At 54.8% G+C, this 19,737-nt stretch carries 19 protein-coding genes; 17 read left to right on the forward strand and 2 right to left on the reverse strand.

Translation table 11 applies throughout. The annotated features are described in order from the left end of the window. The first annotated feature begins 147 nt into the window (after nucleotides 1-147). From prmB to AC07P6_RS08930, 6 genes are read left to right on the forward strand one after another with little or no spacing between them, the layout of a single operon-like run. Nucleotides 148-1,080, forward strand: a complete 933-nt coding sequence (gene prmB / locus AC07P6_RS08905; protein WP_478316054.1) for a 50S ribosomal protein L3 N(5)-glutamine methyltransferase — start codon at nucleotides 148-150, stop codon at nucleotides 1,078-1,080. A gap of 41 nt (nucleotides 1,081-1,121) precedes the next feature. Beyond that, complete coding sequence (aroC, locus tag AC07P6_RS08910; RefSeq protein ID WP_478316055.1) at nucleotides 1,122-2,207, forward strand: chorismate synthase; 1,086 nt, start codon at nucleotides 1,122-1,124, stop codon at nucleotides 2,205-2,207. Between the two features lie 3 nt (nucleotides 2,208-2,210). Then, nucleotides 2,211-3,035 carry a penicillin-insensitive murein endopeptidase gene (mepA, locus tag AC07P6_RS08915; protein WP_478316056.1) on the forward strand — a complete coding sequence of 275 codons (825 nt, stop codon included), beginning with the start codon at nucleotides 2,211-2,213 and terminating at the stop codon, nucleotides 3,033-3,035. Next, complete coding sequence (locus tag AC07P6_RS08920) at nucleotides 3,035-3,844, forward strand: sulfite exporter TauE/SafE family protein (protein ID WP_182240169.1); 810 nt, start codon at nucleotides 3,035-3,037, stop codon at nucleotides 3,842-3,844. Before mepA ends, AC07P6_RS08920 begins: the two co-directional genes overlap by 1 nt. After that, nucleotides 3,844-4,392: an elongation factor P hydroxylase gene (locus tag AC07P6_RS08925; protein ID WP_112212946.1), complete on the forward strand. Its 549-nt coding sequence runs from the start codon at nucleotides 3,844-3,846 to the stop codon at nucleotides 4,390-4,392. The genes AC07P6_RS08920 and AC07P6_RS08925 overlap by 1 nt, the downstream gene beginning before the upstream one ends. A gap of 31 nt (nucleotides 4,393-4,423) precedes the next feature. After that, nucleotides 4,424-4,702, forward strand: coding sequence for a YfcL family protein (locus AC07P6_RS08930; RefSeq protein ID WP_110272239.1), 279 nt, complete (start codon nucleotides 4,424-4,426; stop codon nucleotides 4,700-4,702). Between the two features lie 53 nt (nucleotides 4,703-4,755). Here the strand turns inward: AC07P6_RS08930 and mnmC are convergent, their stop codons facing one another. Beyond that, nucleotides 4,756-6,744, reverse strand: coding sequence for a bifunctional tRNA (5-methylaminomethyl-2-thiouridine)(34)-methyltransferase MnmC2/FAD-dependent 5-carboxymethylaminomethyl-2-thiouridine(34) oxidoreductase MnmC1 (gene mnmC / locus AC07P6_RS08935; RefSeq protein ID WP_478316057.1), 1,989 nt, complete (start codon nucleotides 6,742-6,744; stop codon nucleotides 4,756-4,758). Between the two features lie 158 nt (nucleotides 6,745-6,902). On the opposite strand from mnmC, the gene fabB reads away from it, so the two are divergent. Both fabB and AC07P6_RS08945 read left to right on the forward strand, forming a co-directional pair. Next, the gene (gene fabB / locus AC07P6_RS08940; RefSeq protein WP_110272240.1) at nucleotides 6,903-8,120 is read left to right on the forward strand and encodes a beta-ketoacyl-ACP synthase I; all 1,218 of its coding nucleotides are present in this window, start codon (nucleotides 6,903-6,905) and stop codon (nucleotides 8,118-8,120) included. Nucleotides 8,121-8,327: 207 nt separating this feature from the next. After that, the gene (locus tag AC07P6_RS08945; protein ID WP_434662214.1) at nucleotides 8,328-9,503 is read left to right on the forward strand and encodes an MFS transporter; all 1,176 of its coding nucleotides are present in this window, start codon (nucleotides 8,328-8,330) and stop codon (nucleotides 9,501-9,503) included. 46 nt (nucleotides 9,504-9,549) lie between these two features. Here AC07P6_RS08945 and flk read toward each other — a convergent pair whose 3' ends face one another. After that, the gene (flk, locus tag AC07P6_RS08950) at nucleotides 9,550-10,509 is read right to left on the reverse strand and encodes a flagella biosynthesis regulator Flk (RefSeq protein ID WP_478316058.1); all 960 of its coding nucleotides are present in this window, start codon (nucleotides 10,507-10,509) and stop codon (nucleotides 9,550-9,552) included. A 99-nt stretch (nucleotides 10,510-10,608) separates the two neighbouring features. On the opposite strand from flk, the gene pdxB reads away from it, so the two are divergent. The 9 genes from pdxB (at nucleotide 10,609) to purF (ending at nucleotide 19,702) form a co-directional block, all read left to right on the forward strand. Continuing rightward, the gene (gene pdxB / locus AC07P6_RS08955; RefSeq protein WP_478316059.1) at nucleotides 10,609-11,745 is read left to right on the forward strand and encodes a 4-phosphoerythronate dehydrogenase PdxB; all 1,137 of its coding nucleotides are present in this window, start codon (nucleotides 10,609-10,611) and stop codon (nucleotides 11,743-11,745) included. Nucleotides 11,746-11,807: 62 nt separating this feature from the next. After that, nucleotides 11,808-12,821: an aspartate-semialdehyde dehydrogenase gene (locus AC07P6_RS08960; protein ID WP_478316060.1), complete on the forward strand. Its 1,014-nt coding sequence runs from the start codon at nucleotides 11,808-11,810 to the stop codon at nucleotides 12,819-12,821. Then, nucleotides 12,821-13,633, forward strand: coding sequence for a tRNA pseudouridine(38-40) synthase TruA (gene truA, locus AC07P6_RS08965; protein ID WP_478316061.1), 813 nt, complete (start codon nucleotides 12,821-12,823; stop codon nucleotides 13,631-13,633). Before AC07P6_RS08960 ends, truA begins: the two co-directional genes overlap by 1 nt. Nucleotides 13,634-13,660: 27 nt before the next feature. Then, nucleotides 13,661-14,320 carry a DedA family protein gene (locus tag AC07P6_RS08970; RefSeq protein WP_110272246.1) on the forward strand — a complete coding sequence of 220 codons (660 nt, stop codon included), beginning with the start codon at nucleotides 13,661-13,663 and terminating at the stop codon, nucleotides 14,318-14,320. Nucleotides 14,321-14,514: 194 nt separating this feature from the next. After that, entirely contained in the window at nucleotides 14,515-15,429 is a 915-nt protein-coding gene (gene accD / locus AC07P6_RS08975) for an acetyl-CoA carboxylase, carboxyltransferase subunit beta (protein ID WP_110272247.1), read from the forward strand. Between the two features lie 72 nt (nucleotides 15,430-15,501). After that, a complete protein-coding gene (gene folC, locus AC07P6_RS08980) occupies nucleotides 15,502-16,770 on the forward strand; it encodes a bifunctional tetrahydrofolate synthase/dihydrofolate synthase (protein ID WP_478316062.1) in 1,269 nt (422 codons plus the stop codon). Beyond that, complete coding sequence (gene dedD, locus AC07P6_RS08985; protein ID WP_110272249.1) at nucleotides 16,760-17,452, forward strand: cell division protein DedD; 693 nt, start codon at nucleotides 16,760-16,762, stop codon at nucleotides 17,450-17,452. Before folC ends, dedD begins: the two co-directional genes overlap by 11 nt. A gap of 210 nt (nucleotides 17,453-17,662) precedes the next feature. Continuing rightward, nucleotides 17,663-18,151 carry a colicin V production protein gene (cvpA, locus tag AC07P6_RS08990; RefSeq protein ID WP_110272250.1) on the forward strand — a complete coding sequence of 163 codons (489 nt, stop codon included), beginning with the start codon at nucleotides 17,663-17,665 and terminating at the stop codon, nucleotides 18,149-18,151. A 33-nt stretch (nucleotides 18,152-18,184) separates the two neighbouring features. Further along, nucleotides 18,185-19,702 (forward strand): amidophosphoribosyltransferase, encoded by a 1,518-nt coding sequence (gene purF, locus AC07P6_RS08995; RefSeq protein WP_110272251.1) that lies wholly within the window; start codon nucleotides 18,185-18,187, stop codon nucleotides 19,700-19,702. Nucleotides 19,703-19,737 lie beyond the last annotated feature (35 nt).

Here is a 19,737-nt window from a genome sequence, read left to right on the forward strand (position 1 = left end):
TTGTCGCTAGTTTACCCGACTCGTCATACATCCAGGCAAGGAAAACGTATATTTCCCCCTTAGCCTGACGTAAGAATGCTGATTTATCCCCGTCTTCGTGGCAAACTAGCCGCCGAATTTATAGCAGAGCGTGTCCTGGAGGATAGCGTGGATAAAATTTTTGTTGATGAGGCTGTTAATGAGCTTCATACCATTCAGGACATGTTGCGTTGGGCGGTAAGCCGCTTTAGCGCTGCAAATATCTGGTACGGACACGGTACTGATAACCCGTGGGATGAAGCGGTGCAACTGGTGATGCCGTCGCTGTATTTGCCGCTGGATATTCCGGAAGATATGCGCACCGCGCGCCTGACTTCCAGTGAAAAACATCGCATCGTTGAGCGCGTGATTCGCCGCATTAATGAGCGTATTCCGGTGGCTTATTTGACCAATAAAGCCTGGTTCTGCGGCCATGAGTTTTACGTTGATGAGCGCGTGCTGGTGCCGCGTTCACCGATTGGCGAGCTTATCAATAATCAGTTTGCTGGCCTGATTGACCATCAACCGCAGCACATCCTCGACATGTGCACCGGTAGCGGCTGCATCGCTATCGCCTGTGCTTATGCCTTCCCGGAAGCGGAAGTTGACGCGGTAGATATCTCCCCGGATGCGCTGGCTGTTACCGAGCAAAACATCGAAGATCACGGTTTAATTCACAACGTAACGCCGATTCGCTCCGATCTGTTCCGCGATCTGTTGAAGGTGCAATACGATCTGATCGTGACTAATCCACCTTATGTGGATGAAGAGGATATGTCCGACCTGCCGGGCGAATATCGCCATGAGCCGGTTCTGGGACTGGCTTCAGGTAGCGATGGTCTGAAGCTGACCCACCGTATTCTGGCCTGCGCGCCAGATTATCTTAACGATGACGGTATCCTGATTTGTGAAGTCGGCAACAGCATGGTACATCTGATGGAACAGTATCCTGACGTTCCATTTACCTGGCTGGAGTTTGACAACGGCGGTGATGGCGTCTTTATGCTGACCAAATCGCAACTGATTGACGCCCGCGCGCATTTCAGCATCTATAAAGACTAAAACAATAAACACGCAAACATAACGACAATAACGGAGCCGTGATGGCAGGAAACACAATTGGACAACTCTTTCGCGTTACTACCTTCGGCGAGTCGCACGGCCTGGCGCTGGGCTGCATCGTTGATGGCGTGCCGCCAGGTATTCCGCTGACCGAAGCTGACCTGCAGCACGACCTCGATCGTCGTCGGCCAGGAACGTCGCGTTATACCACCCAGCGTCGTGAACCGGATCAGGTGAAAATTCTTTCCGGCGTCTTTGAAGGCGTGACCACTGGTACCAGCATTGGTTTGCTGATTGAGAACACCGATCAACGTTCCCAGGACTACGGCGCGATTAAAGACGTTTTCCGCCCGGGTCATGCTGACTATACCTACGAGCAGAAATACGGCCTGCGCGACTATCGCGGCGGCGGTCGTTCTTCCGCGCGTGAAACCGCGATGCGCGTGGCTGCCGGGGCGATTGCCAAGAAATTCCTCCTCGCCAAATTCGGTATTGTCATTCGCGGCTGTTTGACCCAGATGGGCGATATTCCACTAGCGATAAAAGACTGGGATCAGGTTGAGCAAAACCCGTTCTTCTGTCCGGACCCGGATAAAATCGAGGCGCTTGATGAACTGATGCGTGGCCTGAAAAAAGAGGGCGACTCCATCGGGGCCAAAGTGACCGTGGTAGCGGATGGCGTGCCTCCGGGACTGGGTGAGCCGGTATTTGACCGTCTGGATGCGGATATTGCGCACGCGCTGATGAGCATCAACGCGGTAAAAGGTGTGGAAATTGGCGATGGTTTTGAAGTGGTGAAACTTCGCGGTAGCGAAAACCGCGATGAGATTACCAAAGCGGGTTTCCAGAGCAATCATGCCGGCGGCGTGCTGGGCGGTATCAGCAGCGGTCAGCAAATTGTGGCGAATATCGCCCTTAAGCCAACCTCCAGCATTACCGTTCCGGGACACACGATTAACCGCTTTGGCGAAGAAGTCGAGATGATCACCAAAGGGCGTCACGATCCTTGCGTCGGCATTCGTGCGGTTCCGATCGCCGAAGCGATGCTGGCGATCGTATTAATGGACCACTTTATGCGTCAGCGCGCGCAGAACGGCGACGTGACGACATCAATCCCACGCTGGTAATAGATGAAAAAAACCGTTATCGCACTGCTGGCACTTCTTGCCAGCAGTACCAGCCTGGCGGCAACGCCGTGGCAGAAAATATCGCAACCCATTAGCGGCAGTGCGCAGTCCATCGGCGCGTTTGCTAATGGCTGTATCGTTGGTGCGCAGCCGCTGCCGTTGAGCGCCACCGGCTATCAGGTGATGCGCACCGATCAGCGCCGCTATTTCGGCCATCCGGATCTCGTTCAGTTTATTCAGCGCCTGAGCAATCAGGTGCACAACAAAGGAATGGGGACGGTGCTGATTGGTGACATGGGTATGCCGGCTGGTGGTCGATTCAACGGCGGCCACGCCAGCCATCAGTCCGGGCTGGATGTGGATATTTTTCTCCAGCTCCCGCAGGCGCGCTGGAGTTCAGCGCAGCTCATGAAGCCACAGGCTCTGGATCTGGTTGCGCGTGACGGCAAACGCGTAGTGCCGTCACTGTGGAGTCCGCAAATCAGTCATCTGATTAAGATGGCGGCGGAAGATAGCGAAGTCACGCGCATTTTCGTTAACCCGGCGATCAAGCAGCAGTTGTGCCTGGATGCGGGTAACGATCGCGACTGGTTGCGTAAAGTTCGACCATGGTTCCAACATCGAGCGCATATGCATGTGCGCCTGCGCTGTCCTGTGGGGAGTCTTGAGTGTGAAGATCAGGCTCCGCCTCCGGCAGGCGATGGTTGCGGCGCGGAATTACAAAGCTGGTTTGAACCACCGAAACCAGGATCAACCTCTCCTGCGAAGAAGACGCCGCCTCCATTGCCGCCTTCCTGCCAGGCGCTACTGGATGAGCATGTTCTTTAATGGATAGTTTTATCGATCTGTTTATGGTGTCACCGACGGTACTGGTTGTGCTGTTTTTCGTGGCCATTCTGGCGGGATTTATTGATTCCCTGGCGGGTGGCGGTGGGTTGCTAACCGTACCGGCATTGATGGCTGCTGGTCTCCCCCCTGCGCAGGCGCTGGCGACCAACAAACTGCAGGCTTGCGGCGGCTCGCTTTCCGCATCCCTCTATTTCATCCGCCGCAAGGTGGTGAATCTCGCCGATCAGAAGCTGAATATTCTGATGACGTTTGTTGGTTCAACTGGCGGCGCGCTGCTGGTGCAGCACGTCCAGTCCGATATTCTCAAGCAGATTCTGCCAATACTGATTATCGGCATTGGCCTCTATTTTCTGTTGATGCCAAAGCTCGGCGAAGAGGACCGTCAGCGTCGTCTTTACGGTCTGCCGTTTGCTCTGGTGGCTGGCGGCTGCGTTGGTTTTTATGATGGCTTTTTTGGCCCGGGTGCAGGTTCTTTTTATGCGCTGGCTTTTGTGACTCTGGCCGGGTTCAATCTCGCTAAATCGACCGCCCATGCCAAAGTACTGAATGCTACCTCTAACGTTGGCGGCCTGTTGCTGTTTATCATTGGCGGTAAAGTTATCTGGGCCACCGGCTTCGTAATGATGGTAGGACAATTTATTGGTGCCCGCGCCGGTTCGCGACTGGTGCTGAGCAAAGGACAATCACTAATTCGACCGATGATTGTTGTGGTGTCGGCGGTGATGAGTGCAAAACTTCTTTATGACAGCCATGGACAGGAGATCCTCCACTGGTTGGGGATGAACTAATGAACAGTACGCATAATTACGAACAGCTGATTGAAATCTTCGACGGTTGCTTTGCCGACGATTTTAATACCCGTCTGATTAAAGGCGATGACGAACCGATCTATCTTCCGGCTGATGGCGACGCGCCGTACAACCGCATCGTTTTTGCCCACGGCTTTTACGCCAGCGGATTACATGAGATTTCGCACTGGTGCATCGCTGGTAAAGCGCGTCGCGAGCTGGTTGACTTCGGTTACTGGTACTGCCCTGATGGCCGTGATGCGATGACCCAGTCTAAATTTGAAGACGTCGAGGTGAAACCGCAGGCGTTTGACTGGCTGTTTTGCGTGGCGGCGGGCTATCCGTTTAACGTCAGTTGCGACAACCTGGAAGGCGATTTCGAACCTGACCGTATCGTTTTTCAACGCCGAGTACATGCTCAGGTGATGGTCTATCTGGAGCAGGGGATCCCCGAGCGTCCGGCGCGTTTTATCAAAGCATTACAAGAATATTATCAAACGCCGCCTTTGACGGCTGAACAATTCCCGTGGCCGGAAGACCTGCACTAAGGCCACACTTTACATAATATGAGGAAAGAAGATGATCGCGGAGTTTGAATCACGCATTCTGGCGTTGATAGACGGTATGGTAGACCACGCCAGTGATGATGAACTATTTGCAGGCGGTTATCTGCGCGGCCATCTGACGCTGGCGGTGGCTGAACTGGAAGGTGAGGACGAGCATACTGCGCAAGCGGTGAATGATAAGGTTACCCAAAGCCTGACGAAAGCGATCAGCGCTGGCGAACTGTCGCCACCCGATCAGATTCTGGTGCAGGGCATGTGGGATAATTTGTATCAGCAGGCGCTGCAGAAATAATGTTTTTGCCTTATTAGTGGCCCGATTTCACCCTATCGGGCCAGTTTCTTCGACTATTTCACCGCTTTCCCTTTCAGTAACTTTCTTACCCACAAACGATTCGGATTCAGCGCTGCCAGAGTTTCTCTGTCCATCGGTAACGGCTCATTGCTCATTTGTGCCGCCAGAATTTCGGCCATCAGCGGAGCGGAGCATAATCCGCGCGAACCGAGTGCGCCAAGCAAATACAGATTGCGATAAATTGGGGCTTCTATGGCCCGTTCCTGACGTTCGGCCAGCGAGGCGTATTCGCTTAATGTGCGATCATAGTCGGGCACATTGCCTGCCATCGGCAAATGATCGCGTGTTGCACAGCGCACGCCGCTGCGCGCTTTATCGGCGCTGACATCCACCTCCTGCACCCACTTAATCTGCGGCAAGCAGTTAATCAGGCGTTGGCGATTTTGCTGCTGATCTACAGCGCTAAACGCGGTATCCGTTTGCCCACGATGATAGCTGGCACCAATACAGTGCTGTTGATTGTTTGGGTTTTGCGGGGTCAAATAACCGTCATAACACAGCACCTGGCGTAGCTGTGATAGTCCTGGCGTGGTGGGAATATGGCTGACCTGACCAGCAACTGGATACATGGGAAGATGTATGGTCTGACTGAAGTCAGTGACCTGATAACCATTAGCCAGTACCGCGACCTCATGGTACTGCCGCTGGTTTAATTGCCAGCCGTCATTATCAGTACTGATAGTCTCAACAGGATAATCGTAGTGAACATGTAACCCGCGAGTAGCCGCGAGGGCGAACAGTTCGGCAGTTAGCTGCTGTGGACAGAGCCAGCCGCCGGCAGGGTAGGTTATTCCCCCGCAGTCGGTGTCGACGCCGCAGGTTTGTGCAACGGTTTGGGCGTTAACGGCAACAGCGATTTCCGGCGGCAGATTGAGTTCAAGCATCTGGGCGATTTTCTGCGCGCTTTTTTCATCCCAGGCTAGCTGCGTAACGCCGCACCAATCGTGGTCAAACTGCACTGGAAGAGTGTCGTAGAGGCGACGTGCAAAGGTAAATGCCGCCGGGAAAAAGCGGGCGAGGGCCGGATCGTGTTGACTCAATAGAGGGTAAAGAGCTCCCTGACGATTACCGGATGCGCCTTCTGCGGGGGCGCTGTCGGCGCAATATAACGTCACCTGCCAGCCACGGCGCAGCAGCGCCAGAGAGAGCAGGGCGCTGGCGATACCGCCGCCGATAATCGCCACATCGCGCTGCTCCGTTCCGCTACGGGCAAACCACGGAGTGCGCGAGGCGAAGTCGAGCGTTTGCTTCATTTCGCCGACAAGCATTTCGCGTTTGCGGCCAAAACCTTTGCGTTTCTGCATGCTGAAACCAGATTCTTGCAGCCCGCGACGAACAAAACCGGCTGAGGTGAAGGTAGCCAGAGTTCCGCCGGGTCTTGCCAGTCGGGCCATCGCCGAAAAGAGTTCCGGCGTCCACATATCCGGGTTTTTTGCAGGCGCAAAGCCATCGAGAAACCAGGCATCCACCTGCTGATTAAGCGAATCATCAAGCTCGTTAGTGAGTTCATTGATATCGCCAAACCACAAATCCAGCGTTACACGTCCGTCATCCAGTAGCAGACGATGGCAGCCTGCTAACGGTTGCGGCCACTGCGCCTGTAGCTGTTCAGCCCATGGCGTAAGCTCCGGCCAGTGCTGGTGCGCCAGAGAAAGATCGTCGGCCTTCAGCGGAAATTTTTCGAAACTGATGAAATGTAATCTTTGCAGGGTAGCTTCTGGATTATCGCGGTGAAAAACGTCAAACGCCTGCCATAGCGTGAGAAAGTTTAGCCCGGTGCCGAACCCACTTTCAGCAACGATAAATAATGGGCGCGGATGAATGGGGAAACGTTCGTTAAGCTGATTACCGCCGAGGAAAACGTAGCGAGTCTCTTCCAGGCCATTATCATTGGAAAAGTAGACATCGTCGAAATCTCGGGAAACAGGTGTACCCTCAGCATTGAATTCCAGGTTGGCGGGTTGTATGGCGTTTTGTTTCACGTAAGTTACTCGAATCACAAGGCGTAGAACGATCTTAACGATGTGTGCCTGAGGGCGCAAATTTATACACAATTTGGCTGATCGGACTTGTTCGGCGTACAAGTGTACGCTATTGTGCGACTCGAAACTTAAAATAGTGCGACTTACAGAGGTATTGAATGAAACGTGCAGTGATTACTGGCTTGGGCATCGTTTCCAGCATCGGTAACAACCAGCAGGAAGTCCTGGCATCTCTGCGTGAAGGACGCTCCGGGATCACTTTCTCTGAAGAGTTTAAAGATTCGGGAATGCGTAGCCACGTATGGGGTAATGTCAAACTGGACACAACCGGTTTGATTGACCGTAAAGTGGTTCGTTTCATGAACGATGCCTCTATCTATTCCTATCTCTCCATGCAGCAGGCGATTGAAGATGCTGGCCTGAAAGAAGAGGTTTATCAGAACAACCCACGCGTGGGCCTGATTGCCGGTTCTGGCGGTTCTTCTCGTTCTCAGGTTTTTGGCGCTGATGCAATGCGTAGCCCGCGTGGTCTGAAAGCCGTAGGGCCTTATGTGGTAACCAAAGCGATGGCATCTGCGGTGTCCGCTTGCCTCGCCACGCCGTTCAAAATTCACGGTGTAAACTACTCCATCAGCTCCGCATGTGCGACTTCTTCGCACTGCATCGGTAACGCTGTTGAACAAATTCAGTTGGGTAAACAAGACATTGTGTTTGCTGGTGGCGGCGAAGAGCTGTGCTGGGAAATGTCCTGTGAGTTCGACGCGATGGGCGCACTGTCCACCAAATACAACGAAACGCCAGAAAAAGCATCCCGTACCTATGATGCCCATCGTGACGGTTTTGTTATTGCTGGCGGCGGCGGCATGGTTGTGGTTGAGGAGCTGGAACATGCTCTGGCCCGTGGTGCACACATCTATGCAGAAATCGTCGGTTACGGCGCAACGTCCGACGGCGCAGACATGGTTGCTCCATCTGGTGAAGGCGCAGTGCGCTGCATGAAGATGGCGATGCACGGCGTTGATACCCCGATTGACTACCTGAACTCCCATGGTACCTCGACGCCGGTTGGCGATGTGAAGGAACTGGGCGCGATCCGCGAAGTCTTCGGTGATAACAGCCCGGCTATCTCTGCCACTAAAGCGATGACCGGCCACTCCCTGGGCGCGGCTGGCGTGCAGGAAGCTATCTACTCTCTGCTGATGCTGGAGCATGGCTTTATTGCGCCGAGCATCAATATTGAAGAGATGGACGAGCAGGCTGCGGGTCTGAACATCGTGACCGAGACAACAGAACGTGAGCTGACGACGGTTATGTCCAACAGCTTCGGCTTTGGCGGGACTAACGCCACGCTGGTGATGCGCAAATACAGCGCATAACGTGCGAGCTTTGAAAAGGGGAGCCTGACGGCTCCCCTTTTTGTATTCTTGACAGGGCCCGGCGTGAGCAGGCACACTGCGGGCGAAAACATTATTCTCCCCAATAATGCGTAAGCGTTTAACGTCATCCAACGCGCCTTAACCCTGATAATCAGGTGGAGAGGGCGTGGTTATCACCTCGCCTTACTCTGCGAACTGGAGTAAAGCATGTCCGCAGTGACTGAAACAAAAAACACCTCTTCAGCGAATGGATCGCTGTTTCGGATTACTTTCGCCGTTTTTCTTACCTACATGACCGTGGGTCTGCCGCTGCCGGTGATCCCGCTGTTCGTTCATCAGGAACTGGGTTTTGGTAACACCATGGTTGGTGTCGCCGTCGGTATCCAGTTCCTTGCTACCGTGTTAACACGCGGCTATGCCGGTCGCCTGGCGGATCAGTATGGTGCAAAGCGCTCTGTACTTCAGGGCATGCTGGCCTGCGCTCTGGCAGGGGGGGCCTGGCTATGCGCTGCGCTGCTGCCGGTATCCGTTCTTGCGAAGTTTGGCCTGCTGGTACTTGGGCGTTTGATCCTCGGCTTTGGTGAAAGCCAACTGCTTACTGGTAATCTGAGCTGGGGGATGGGGCTTGTTGGCCCTGCACGTTCAGGAAAAGTGATGTCATGGAACGGCATGGCGATATACGGCTCGCTGGCGGCCGGGGCTCCGCTGGGGCTGCTGATTTACAGTCATTATGGTGTAGCGGTGCTGGCCTGCGTCACCATGGCGCTGCCGTTAGTCGCCTGGGCGATTAATGGCACGGTACGTAAAATACCTGCTCACGGCGGTGAGCGCCCGTCGCTATGGAGCGTTGTAGGGATGATCTGGCGCCCCGGTATCGGCCTTGGATTACAGGGCGTCGGCTTCGCGGTGATTGGCACGTTCGTCTCCTTGTATTTCGCCAGCCACGGCTGGGCAATGGCTGGTTTTACGCTGACCGCATTCGGCGGCGCTTTCGTATTGATGCGTATTTTGTTCGGCTGGATGCCGGATCGTTTTGGCGGCGTGAAGGTCGCTATCGTCTCGTTATTGATTGAGGCAATAGGCCTGGCTCTGCTTTGGCAGGCGCCAAATGCCTGGGTAGCCCTGGCGGGAGCGGCGCTGACCGGCTGCGGCTGTTCGCTTATCTTCCCGGCTTTGGGTGTGGAGGTGGTGAAACGCGTGCCGCCGCAGGTGAGAGGAACGGCGCTGGGCGGCTATGCCGCATTTCAGGATATCTCTTACGGCGTCACTGGCCCGCTTACTGGACTATTGGCAACGTCTCTGGGCTACTCTTCTGTTTTCCTCGCCGCAGCGATATGCGCAGTGCTGGGGATCGTGGTCACTCTGATTTCATTGCGTAAATAGATTCACGCTTCGGCCCTCGGTGTGCGAGGGTCGATTCTGTTCTTTCCTAAATCATCAACCACAGCAAGCCAAACACCACAATTAGCGTCAGCGCAATAACCCACGGTTTTTTGCACGCCAGCCTGAGCGAAGAGGGGGGCGCCTGAACCGGCGGGATGACTAGCGTCTCCTGGGCTCTGGCGACCCGCAGTACAAAAATTTTATTGAGCAGCGTTAGCAACTGCGCAGCGCTCAGAGGCGTTTGCGCATTCGCGTGCCAGTTGGTTTGCGCAAAATTGATCACTCTCTGCCACTCCTGAGCCTCAAGCGGTTGTTTCAACGCAGCTTTTAGCGATGTGAGCGTCGGTGCTGCCTGCGAGCTAAGCGTTTGCCGCGCATGGAGCCAATATGAGAGCGGGGTAAAGTGGGTGGCCGGGATCAGTTCACCGGTTTTCACGCCGCTAAGTTCCAGCATGGATTGCCAGATAAGCTTGCTGGATTCGCCGGTGGCAGCGGCAAGTTTTGTCACCTGTTGATTCAGCGTATTGTGCTCTGCTGGCAGCAGTGGACGCCGCGTTGGCGGACGCTGCTGTGGCTGAGGGATCGACAACTGACCGCTTTGCAGTAATTGCAGGACATTTTCCAGCTGCGGGAGGGTTAATGCCTGCAGTGCCGTCTGTCCATCATGCTGGCGGATGTAATCGCTGACCGCCTGGCGATTATTTCCCTGATTCAAAAGCTCGGTTAACTGCGCCAGAATTTGCCGACGGTGATGATTTTGTTGTGCGAGGATTAAGCGCTCGCTCAGGCTGTGCTCGGCGGCCTCAAAATGGCTCGCCAGCAGCGGCGTGTCGTTTTTCAGGCTCAGATCGTGTTTGACGCAGGCCCACACCTCGGCATTCTGCTGCGATGTTAACGCCACCAGACGCGTAATCAGCCGCTCAAGTACGGTACGCTGCTGCGTGGTGAGCGGAGGTTCGCCTGTCCCCGGAGGGCGATCGGACATACCTGAAACGGGTTGTGTCATGACTAATCCTTCTACATAAGGCCGGGGGATGATGTTCCTGGCGGCGAGATTATGGCACACTTCCCCGGTTTACTCTCGCTCTCAGACAGGTACTGAATCGTGAAAATCCTCGTTGATGAAAATATGCCCTATGCGCGTGAGCTTTTTAGTCGCCTGGGGGAAGTGAAGGCCGTTGCTGGTCGTCCTGTTCCGACTGAAGCGCTGAATGACGCCGATGCGCTGATGGTTCGCTCGGTCACCAAAGTTAACGAAACGCTGCTCTCCGGCAAGGCTATCAAATTTGTCGGCACCGCGACTGCGGGTACCGATCATGTCGATCAGGCGTGGCTCCAGCAGGCGGGGATTGGTTTTTCCGCAGCACCAGGCTGCAATGCCATCGCTGTAGTCGAATATGTGTTTTCGGCGCTGTTAATGCTGGCTGAACGTGATGGTTTTGCGCTGACCGATCGCACGGTTGGGATCGTGGGGGTAGGCAACGTCGGTGGGCGTCTGCAAAAACGCCTTGAGGCGCTGGGGATCAAAACCCTGCTCTGCGATCCGCCGCGCGCCGATCGCGGTGATGAAGGCGATTTCCGCACTCTTGATGAACTGGTGCAGGAAGCTGATGTTCTGACTTTCCATACGCCGCTCTATAAAGAAGGGCCGTATAAAACGCTGCACCTGGCGGATGAGACGCTGATTAGCCGCCTTAAGCCGGGGGCGATTTTAATTAACGCCTGCCGTGGGCCGGTGGTTGATAACGCCGCGCTGCTCGGGCGTTTGCAGGACAATCAGGCGCTAAGCGTGGTGCTTGATGTCTGGGAGCCTGAGCCCGATCTCAATACCGAATTGCTTAAGCGGGTTGATATTGGCACCGCGCATATTGCGGGCTATACCCTTGAAGGCAAAGCGCGCGGTACGACGCAGGTTTTTGAGGCTTACAGTGCATTTATCGGTCATCCGCAGCAGGTGGCACTCGACACTTTGTTGCCCGCGCCTGAGTTTGGTCGCATCACTTTACATGGGCCGCTCGATCAGGCAACGCTAAAACGACTGGCGCATTTGGTGTATGATGTGCGCCGCGATGATGCGCCGCTGCGAAAAGTCGCAGGGGTTGCTGGTGAGTTCGACAAGCTGCGCAAAAATTATCAGGAACGCCGTGAATGGTCTTCGTTGTATGTTCAGTGCAGCGACGAACCGGCGGCGACGCTGTTGCGTCAGTTAGGCTTTAATGCCATGCATCATTCCATCCGTTAATATCTTCTTAATGCTCCTGCTGGATAATCCGGCAGGGCCGCTTTTTTCTGGAGTACACCACCATGTCTGAAGGCTGGAATATTGCCGTACTGGGCGCAACGGGCGCCGTAGGCGAAGCCCTGTTCGAAACCCTTGCCGATCGTCAGTTCCCGGTGGGGGATATTTATGCGCTGGCGCGTAATGAAAGCGCCGGTGAGCATCTGCGTTTTTCGGGTAAGTCGGTTATCGTTCAGGATGCTGCTGAATTCGACTGGACTCAGGCCCAGCTGGCCTTTTTTGCCGCTGGTGCAGAAGCGAGCGCCGCGTATATCGAAGACGCCACTAACGCAGGTTGTCTGGTGATTGATTTAAGCGGTCTGTTTGCGCTTGAACCGGACGTGCCGCTGGTGGTGCCGGATGTGAACCCGTTCGTACTGGCGGATTACCGTAATCGCAACGTTATTGCGGTACCGAATAGCCTGACCAGCCAGCTGCTGTCGGCGTTAAAACCGCTGATCGATCAGGGTGGCCTGTCGCGTATTAGCGTGACCAACCTGCTGTCTGCTTCCGCTCACGGTAAAAAAGCCGTCGATGCGCTGGCGGGGCAGAGCGCCAAACTGCTTAACGGCATTCCGGTTGATGAGGACGATTTCTTTGGCCGCCAGCTGGCGTTCAACATGCTGCCGCTATTGCCCGATCGTGAAGGTAGCGTGCGCGAAGAGCGTCGTATCGTCGATGAAGTCCGTAAGATTTTGCAAGATGACGGCCTGATGATCTCCGCAAGCGTGGTGCAGTCCCCGGTATTCTACGGTCATGCACAAATGGTCGGCTTTGAAGCGCAGCGCCCGCTGTCGGCGGAAGAAGCGCGTGATGCCTTTGTCCGTGGTGAAGATATCGAGCTGTCCGAAGAGGGTGAGTTCCCAACTCAGGTCGGCGACGCTTCCGGCACCGCGCGCCTTTCCATCGGCTGCGTGCATAATGATTATGGTATGCCGGAGCAGGTGCAGTTCTGGTCAGTGGCCGATAACGTCCGTTTTGGCGGCGCGCTGATGGCGGTGAAAATCGCTGAGAAACTGGTCCAGGAGTATTTGTACTAATGTCTGAGATGGAGCAGCCGCCGGTCTATAGAATTGCGCTGGGCATTGAGTATGACGGTAGCAAATACTACGGTTGGCAGCGGCAGAATGAAGTTCGCAGCGTGCAGGAAAAACTGGAAAAGGCGCTTTCGCAGGTTGCTAATGAACCGGTGAGCGTCTTATGCGCCGGTCGTACCGATGCCGGAGTTCATGGTACCGGTCAGGTGGTGCATTTTGAAACACGTGCGTTGCGTAAAGACGTGGCATGGACGCTGGGCGTTAATGCGAATTTACCTGGCGATATCGCAGTACGCTGGGTGAAGCAAGTTCCACCGGACTTTCATGCCCGGTTCAGCGCCACGGCGCGCCGCTATCGCTACGTCATCTATAATCATCGCCTGCGACCGGCGGTATTAGGTCGCGGTGTGACTCACTATTACTATCCCCTGGATGCTGAGCGGATGCAGCGCGCGGCCCAGTGTCTGCTGGGGGAAAATGATTTCACCTCGTTTCGTGCGGTACAGTGCCAGTCGCGCACCCCGTGGCGTAACGTGATGCATATTAACGTCACCCGTTATGGTGCATATGTGGTGGTGGATATCAAAGCGAATGCCTTTGTACATCATATGGTAAGGAATATTGTAGGCAGTCTGATGGAAGTAGGTGCCGGTAACCAGCCAGAGAGCTGGATTGCAGAACTTCTGGCGGCAAAAGACAGGACTCTGGCCGCCGCAACGGCAAAAGCGGAAGGATTGTATCTGGTGTCGGTGGATTATCCGGCCCATTACGACCTGCCGGTAATGCCGATGGGCCCGCTGTTTCTGGCGGACTAACCTGGTTATTAAGGGCTAACGCAAATTATGGATCTGATTCGTTTTTTAATTGATTTTATTTTACACATTGATGTGCACCTGGCTGAGCTGGTCGCGCAATACGGCATCTGGGTATACGCGATTCTGTTTTTGATTCTGTTCTGTGAAACCGGCCTGGTGGTCACGCCGTTCCTGCCAGGTGACTCTCTGCTGTTTGTCGCGGGTGCATTGTCGGCGCTGCCGACTAACGATCTCAATGTGCACTTGATGGTGGCGCTGATGGTGGTTGCCGCGATTATCGGCGATGCGCTGAACTACACCATCGGGCGGCTGTTTGGTGAAAAGTTATTCAGTAATCCCAATTCAAAAATTTTCCGCCGCAGCTACCTGGATAAAACCCATGGCTTCTACGCTCGCCACGGCGGCAAGACCATAATCCTTGCGCGTTTTGTCCCGATCGTCAGAACCTTTGCGCCGTTTGTGGCGGGAATGGGACATATGTCCTATCGTCATTTTGCGATGTATAACGTGGTTGGCGCGCTGCTGTGGGTACTGCTGTTCACCTACGCGGGTTATCTGTTTGGCGATTTGCCGATTGTGCAGGAAAATCTTAAGCTGCTGATCGTGGCGATTATCGTGCTTTCCGTGCTGCCTGGGGTAATTGAAATCATTCGCCACAAGCGTGCTGCGGCGAAACAGGCGAAATAACGTTGCGGTTATCTTCGGGCGGTATGCCGCCGTCCGAAGAGTGAAGTGTGAGCGGTTCGACCACTTTTTTATCCCATGTTACGGGATGTTATGATTTAATGTGCAACATTCATGGTCTGTAAGGGGCAAAAATGGCATTATGCGCCCCTTGCGACAAAACTGGCATCGACCAGGTTCAGGTAGAAAGGTTATCAATGAGCTGGATTGAACGAATTAAAAGCAATATAACCCCCACCCGTAAGGCGAGTATTCCTGAAGGTGTATGGACCAAGTGCGACAGCTGCGGGCAGGTACTGTACCGCGCAGAGCTGGAGCGCAACCTGGAGGTTTGCCCTAAGTGCGATCACCACATGCGTATGTCGGCGCGTAACCGCCTGCATAGCCTGCTGGACGAAGGTTCCCTCGTGGAGCTGGGAAGCGAGCTCGAGCCAAAAGATGTGCTGAAGTTCCGCGATTCGAAAAAGTATAAAGACCGTCTGGCATCAGCCCAGAAAGAGACTGGCGAAAAAGACGCGCTGGTGGTCATGAAAGGCACCCTGCATGAAATGCCGGTTGTTGCCGCCGCTTTCGAATTCTCCTTTATGGGCGGTTCGATGGGCTCTGTCGTCGGCGCGCGCTTTGTCCGTGCGGTTGAACAGGCACTGGAAGATAACTGCCCGCTGATTTGTTTCTCCGCATCCGGCGGCGCGCGTATGCAAGAAGCGCTGATGTCGCTGATGCAGATGGCGAAAACTTCCGCTGCGCTGGCGAAAATGCAGGAGCGCGGCTTGCCGTATATCTCCGTGCTGACCGACCCAACCATGGGCGGCGTCTCGGCGAGCTTTGCTATGTTGGGCGATTTAAACATCGCTGAGCCAAAAGCGTTGATCGGTTTTGCCGGTCCCCGCGTTATTGAACAGACCGTTCGTGAGAAGCTGCCGCCGGGATTCCAGCGCAGTGAGTTCCTGATTGAAAAAGGGGCGATCGATATGATCGTACGTCGCCCGGAAATGCGTCTGAAACTGGCCAGTATTCTGGCGAAGCTGATGAACCTTCCGGCGCCAAATCCGGAACCCGTTCACGAAGGCGAGGTGGTGCCACCGGAACCGGATCAGGAACCAGAGGCCTGATAATACAGAGGGCAGGCCTGACGGCGCTGCCCTTTTTTATACGCGTAGTTATCTTAACTCTTGCCGGACATCATGGAAAAACAACCTATTCCTCAGGCCGCGTCGCCCCTGGCTACGTGGCTTTCTTATCTGGAACATCTGCACAGCAAAACAATCGACCTGGGGCTGGCGCGCGTCAGCGAGGTGGCTGCGCGGATGGCGGTATTAAAACCTGCGCCGTTTGTGTTCACGGTGGCGGGAACCAACGGCAAAGGAACGACCTGCCGTACCCTGGAATCGGTACTGATGGCGGCGGGCTTCAAAGTGGGTGTTTATAGTTCGCCGCATCTGGTGCGCTATACCGAGCGGGTGCGCGTGCAGGGCGAAGAGCTGTCGGAACTTGCGCATACCACTTCCTTTGCTGAAATCGAAGCGGCGCGCGGCGAGATTTCTCTGAGCTATTTTGAATTCGGTACGCTGTCCGCGCTGTGGCTATTTCAGCAGGCGCAACTGGATGTCGTTATCCTTGAAGTGGGGCTCGGCGGTCGCCTGGATGCGACTAATATTGTTGATGCCGACGTGGCGGTAGTCACCAGTATTGCGCTTGACCATACGGACTGGCTGGGATCGGATCGCGAAAGCATTGGCCGCGAGAAGGCCGGTATTTTTCGCGGTGGTAAACCGGCTATCGTCGGTGAACCCGATATGCCACAGACTATCGCCGAGGTTGCGAGCGAAAAGGGCGCACAACTCCTGCGCCGCGACGTTGACTGGGGCTATGAGGCCGGTGAGCAGAGCTGGTCTTTCAGTGATAAAAACGGCGCACTCACCGACCTGCCGCTGCCACAGGTACCCATGCCGAATGCCGCAACTGCGCTCGCTGCCCTGCGTGCCAGCAAGCTCAAGGTTGACGAGCAGGCGATTCGCGACGGTATTCAAAAGGCGATGCTGCCGGGGCGTTTTCAGATAATTAGCGACACCCCGCGAGTCATCCTTGATGTTGCTCATAATCCGCATGCGGCGGCGTATCTCGCCGGGCGTCTCAAAACCTTACCGAAAACGGGGCGCGTGCTGGCGGTTATTGGTATGCTGCATGATAAGGACATCGCCGGTACGCTGGAAAACCTGAAGGTGGAAGTTGACGATTGGTACTGTGCGCCGCTGGAAGGGCCGCGCGGCGCGACGGCAGAGCAACTGCTGGAACATTTACGCGCAGGCAAAGTCTATACCAGCGTTGCGCAGGCCTGGTACGCTGCGATGGCAGATGCCAGACCACAGGATACGGTGCTGGTGTGTGGTTCATTCCACACGGTGGCGCATGTAATGGAAGAGATAGACGCGGGGAGAATCGGTGGCGAGTAAGTTTCAGAACCGTTTAGTCGGGACGATCGTACTGGTGGCACTGGGGGTTATTATCCTGCCAGGGCTGCTTGATGGTCAGAAAAAACATTATCAGGATGAGTTTGCCGCAATCCCACTGGTACCAAAACCAGGCGATCGCGATGAGCCAGATATGCTACCAGCAGCGACTCAGACGCTGCCTTCGCAGCCTCCGGAAGGGGCCGCCGAAGAGGTGAGAGCTGGGGATGCCGCGGCACCGTCGCTCGATCCTTCGCGGATCCCGGTGAACAATAACAGTTTTGATGTGGTGCAGGAGCCGGTTGTCGCGCCAAAACCACAGCCGCAGCCTAAACCTCAACCGAAGCCGGTAGAGAAGCCGCAACCTCAGCCACCGCAGCAGGTCGCGGTGCAGACACCTGCGCCTAAACCGCAACAGCAGGCTGAAATTCCGGCCCCGACCGGGAAAGCCTATGTTGTGCAGTTAGGCGCGCTGAAGAACGCCGATAAGGTCAACGAGATCGTCGGTAAGCTGCGCGCCGCTGGCTTCAAAGTTTATACGTCGCCTTCGACGCCGGTGCAGGGTAAAATCACCCGTATTCTGGTCGGCCCGGATGCTTCGAAAGATAAGCTGAAGGGGCAACTTGGCGAGCTGAACAAGCTGTCCGGACTTAGCGGTGTAGTCATGGGCTTTAGCCCGAACTAACCTTCTCTTTTTTAATAAAGAAAGGTAGGGCCAGAGCACGGAAACCCCTGTCGGACGCGCCCTGAAGAGGCGAAAGGCAGTATGGCGTTGAATGTTTTTTCAGCGCCATTTTTATTTCTGTAGGGCACGGAAATCCCTACGCAAACGTTTTCTTTTTCTGTTAGAATGCGCCCCGAACCGGACGACAGGGCGTAAAATCGTGGGACGTATATGGTCTGGATTGATTACGCCATAATTGCGGTGATTGGTTTTTCCTCTTTGGTCAGCCTGATCCGCGGCTTTGTTCGTGAAGCTTTATCGCTGGTAACCTGGGGATGCGCTTTCTTTGTTGCCAGTCATTACTACACTTACCTGGCTGTCTGGTTCACGGGCTTTGAAGACGAACTGGTCCGAAATGGGATTGCTATCGCGATACTGTTTATCGCGACGCTTATCGTCGGCGCTATCGTTAACTTTGTGATAGGTCAGCTGGTGGAGAAAACCGGCCTGTCGGGTACCGACAGGGTGTTGGGGATCTGTTTTGGCGCCCTGCGCGGTGTGCTAATCGTCTCTGCGATTCTGTTTTTTCTCGATAGTTTTACCAGTATGGCGAAAAGCGATGACTGGCAAAAGTCTGAGCTTATCCCACAGTTCAGTTTCGTTATCAGATGGTTCTTTGACTATCTGCAGAGCTCGTCAAGTTTCTTGCCCAAAGCATAAGCGTTGGGATGTAGCTTAACGAGGAAAAGACGTATGTGCGGTATTGTCGGTATCGCCGGTGTTATGCCGGTAAACCAGTCGATTTATGACGCGTTAACGGTGCTTCAGCATCGTGGCCAGGATGCCGCAGGCATCATCACCATCGATGCGAACAACTGTTTCCGTTTGCGTAAAGCGAACGGGCTGGTGAGCGATGTGTTTGAAGCTCGCCATATGCAGCGTATGCAAGGCAATATGGGGATCGGTCACGTTCGTTACCCGACGGCTGGCAGCTCCAGCGCCTCCGAGGCTCAGCCTTTCTACGTCAACTCTCCATATGGCATTACGTTGGCGCACAATGGCAATCTGACTAATGCTCACGAGCTGCGTCAAAAGCTGTTTGAAGAAAAACGCCGCCACATCAACACCACCTCCGACTCCGAAATCCTGCTCAACATTTTTGCCAGCGAGCTGGATAATTTCCGCCATTATCCGCTGGAAGCAGATAACGTTTTTGCGGCGATTGCTGCCACTAACCGCCAGATTCGCGGGGCTTATGCCTGCGTGGCGATGATTATCGGCCACGGTATGGTCGCCTTCCGCGACCCGAACGGCATCCGTCCGCTGGTGCTGGGCAAGCGTGATATTGGCGATGGCCGCACTGAGTATATGGTGGCCTCGGAAAGCGTTGCTCTGGATACCCTGGGCTTTGAGTTCTTACGTGACGTTGCACCTGGCGAAGCGGTGTATATCACCGAAAAAGGCCAGCTGTTCACTCGCCAGTGCGCCGAGAACCCGGTCAGCAATCCGTGCCTGTTCGAATACGTTTACTTCGCGCGTCCGGATTCATTCATCGACAAAATTTCCGTCTACAGCGCCCGTGTGAATATGGGGACTAAGCTGGGGGCGAAAATTGCCCGCGAGTGGGAAGATCTTGATATTGACGTAGTGATTCCGATTCCGGAAACCTCCTGCGATATCGCGCTGGAAATTGCCCGTATCCTCGACAAGCCGTATCGCCAGGGCTTCGTGAAAAACCGCTATGTTGGTCGCACCTTTATCATGCCGGGCCAGCAGCTGCGTCGTAAGTCCGTGCGTCGTAAACTCAACGCCAACCGCGCCGAGTTCCGCGATAAGAACGTGCTACTGGTCGACGACTCCATCGTTCGTGGCACTACTTCGGAACAGATTATCGAGATGGCGCGCGAAGCTGGGGCGAAGAAAGTGTATCTGGCGTCAGCAGCGCCGGAAATTCGCTTCCCGAACGTGTATGGCATTGATATGCCAACCGCGACTGAGCTGATTGCTCACGGGCGTGAAGTTGACGAGATTCGTCAGATCATCGGTGCAGACGGTTTGATTTTCCAGGATCTGGACGATCTGATTGACGCAGTCCGTGCGGAGAACCCGGATATTCAGCAGTTCGAATGCTCGGTTTTCAACGGTATCTACGTTACCAAAGACGTCGATCAGCAGTATCTGGATTATCTCGATTCCCTGCGTAACGACGATGCGAAAGCGGTTCAGCTGCAAAACGAAGTGGAAAATTTAGAGATGCATAACGAAGGGTAATCTCTTCGCCTGGAAAAGCCCGCGATCGTGAGATC

Source organism: Klebsiella sp. GFKo11 (genome assembly GCF_056490265.1).

What these genes read in the sequence shown, in the direction of transcription:
- aroC (WP_478316055.1), top strand. Translation starts at nt 1,122, where the DNA reads ATGGCAGGAAACACAATTGGACAACTCTTTCGCGTTACTACCTTCGGC.
- mepA (WP_478316056.1), top strand. Translation starts at nt 2,211, where the DNA reads ATGAAAAAAACCGTTATCGCACTGCTGGCACTTCTTGCCAGCAGTACC.
- AC07P6_RS08920 (WP_182240169.1), top strand. Translation starts at nt 3,035, where the DNA reads ATGGATAGTTTTATCGATCTGTTTATGGTGTCACCGACGGTACTGGTT.
- AC07P6_RS08925 (WP_112212946.1), top strand. Translation starts at nt 3,844, where the DNA reads ATGAACAGTACGCATAATTACGAACAGCTGATTGAAATCTTCGACGGT.
- AC07P6_RS08930 (WP_110272239.1), top strand. Translation starts at nt 4,424, where the DNA reads ATGATCGCGGAGTTTGAATCACGCATTCTGGCGTTGATAGACGGTATG.
- fabB (WP_110272240.1), top strand. Translation starts at nt 6,903, where the DNA reads ATGAAACGTGCAGTGATTACTGGCTTGGGCATCGTTTCCAGCATCGGT.
- AC07P6_RS08945 (WP_434662214.1), top strand. Translation starts at nt 8,328, where the DNA reads ATGTCCGCAGTGACTGAAACAAAAAACACCTCTTCAGCGAATGGATCG.
- flk (WP_478316058.1), bottom strand. Translation starts at nt 10,509, where the DNA reads ATGACACAACCCGTTTCAGGTATGTCCGATCGCCCTCCGGGGACAGGC.
- AC07P6_RS08960 (WP_478316060.1), top strand. Translation starts at nt 11,808, where the DNA reads ATGTCTGAAGGCTGGAATATTGCCGTACTGGGCGCAACGGGCGCCGTA.
- truA (WP_478316061.1), top strand. Translation starts at nt 12,821, where the DNA reads ATGTCTGAGATGGAGCAGCCGCCGGTCTATAGAATTGCGCTGGGCATT.
- AC07P6_RS08970 (WP_110272246.1), top strand. Translation starts at nt 13,661, where the DNA reads ATGGATCTGATTCGTTTTTTAATTGATTTTATTTTACACATTGATGTG.
- accD (WP_110272247.1), top strand. Translation starts at nt 14,515, where the DNA reads ATGAGCTGGATTGAACGAATTAAAAGCAATATAACCCCCACCCGTAAG.
- folC (WP_478316062.1), top strand. Translation starts at nt 15,502, where the DNA reads ATGGAAAAACAACCTATTCCTCAGGCCGCGTCGCCCCTGGCTACGTGG.
- cvpA (WP_110272250.1), top strand. Translation starts at nt 17,663, where the DNA reads ATGGTCTGGATTGATTACGCCATAATTGCGGTGATTGGTTTTTCCTCT.
- purF (WP_110272251.1), top strand. Translation starts at nt 18,185, where the DNA reads ATGTGCGGTATTGTCGGTATCGCCGGTGTTATGCCGGTAAACCAGTCG.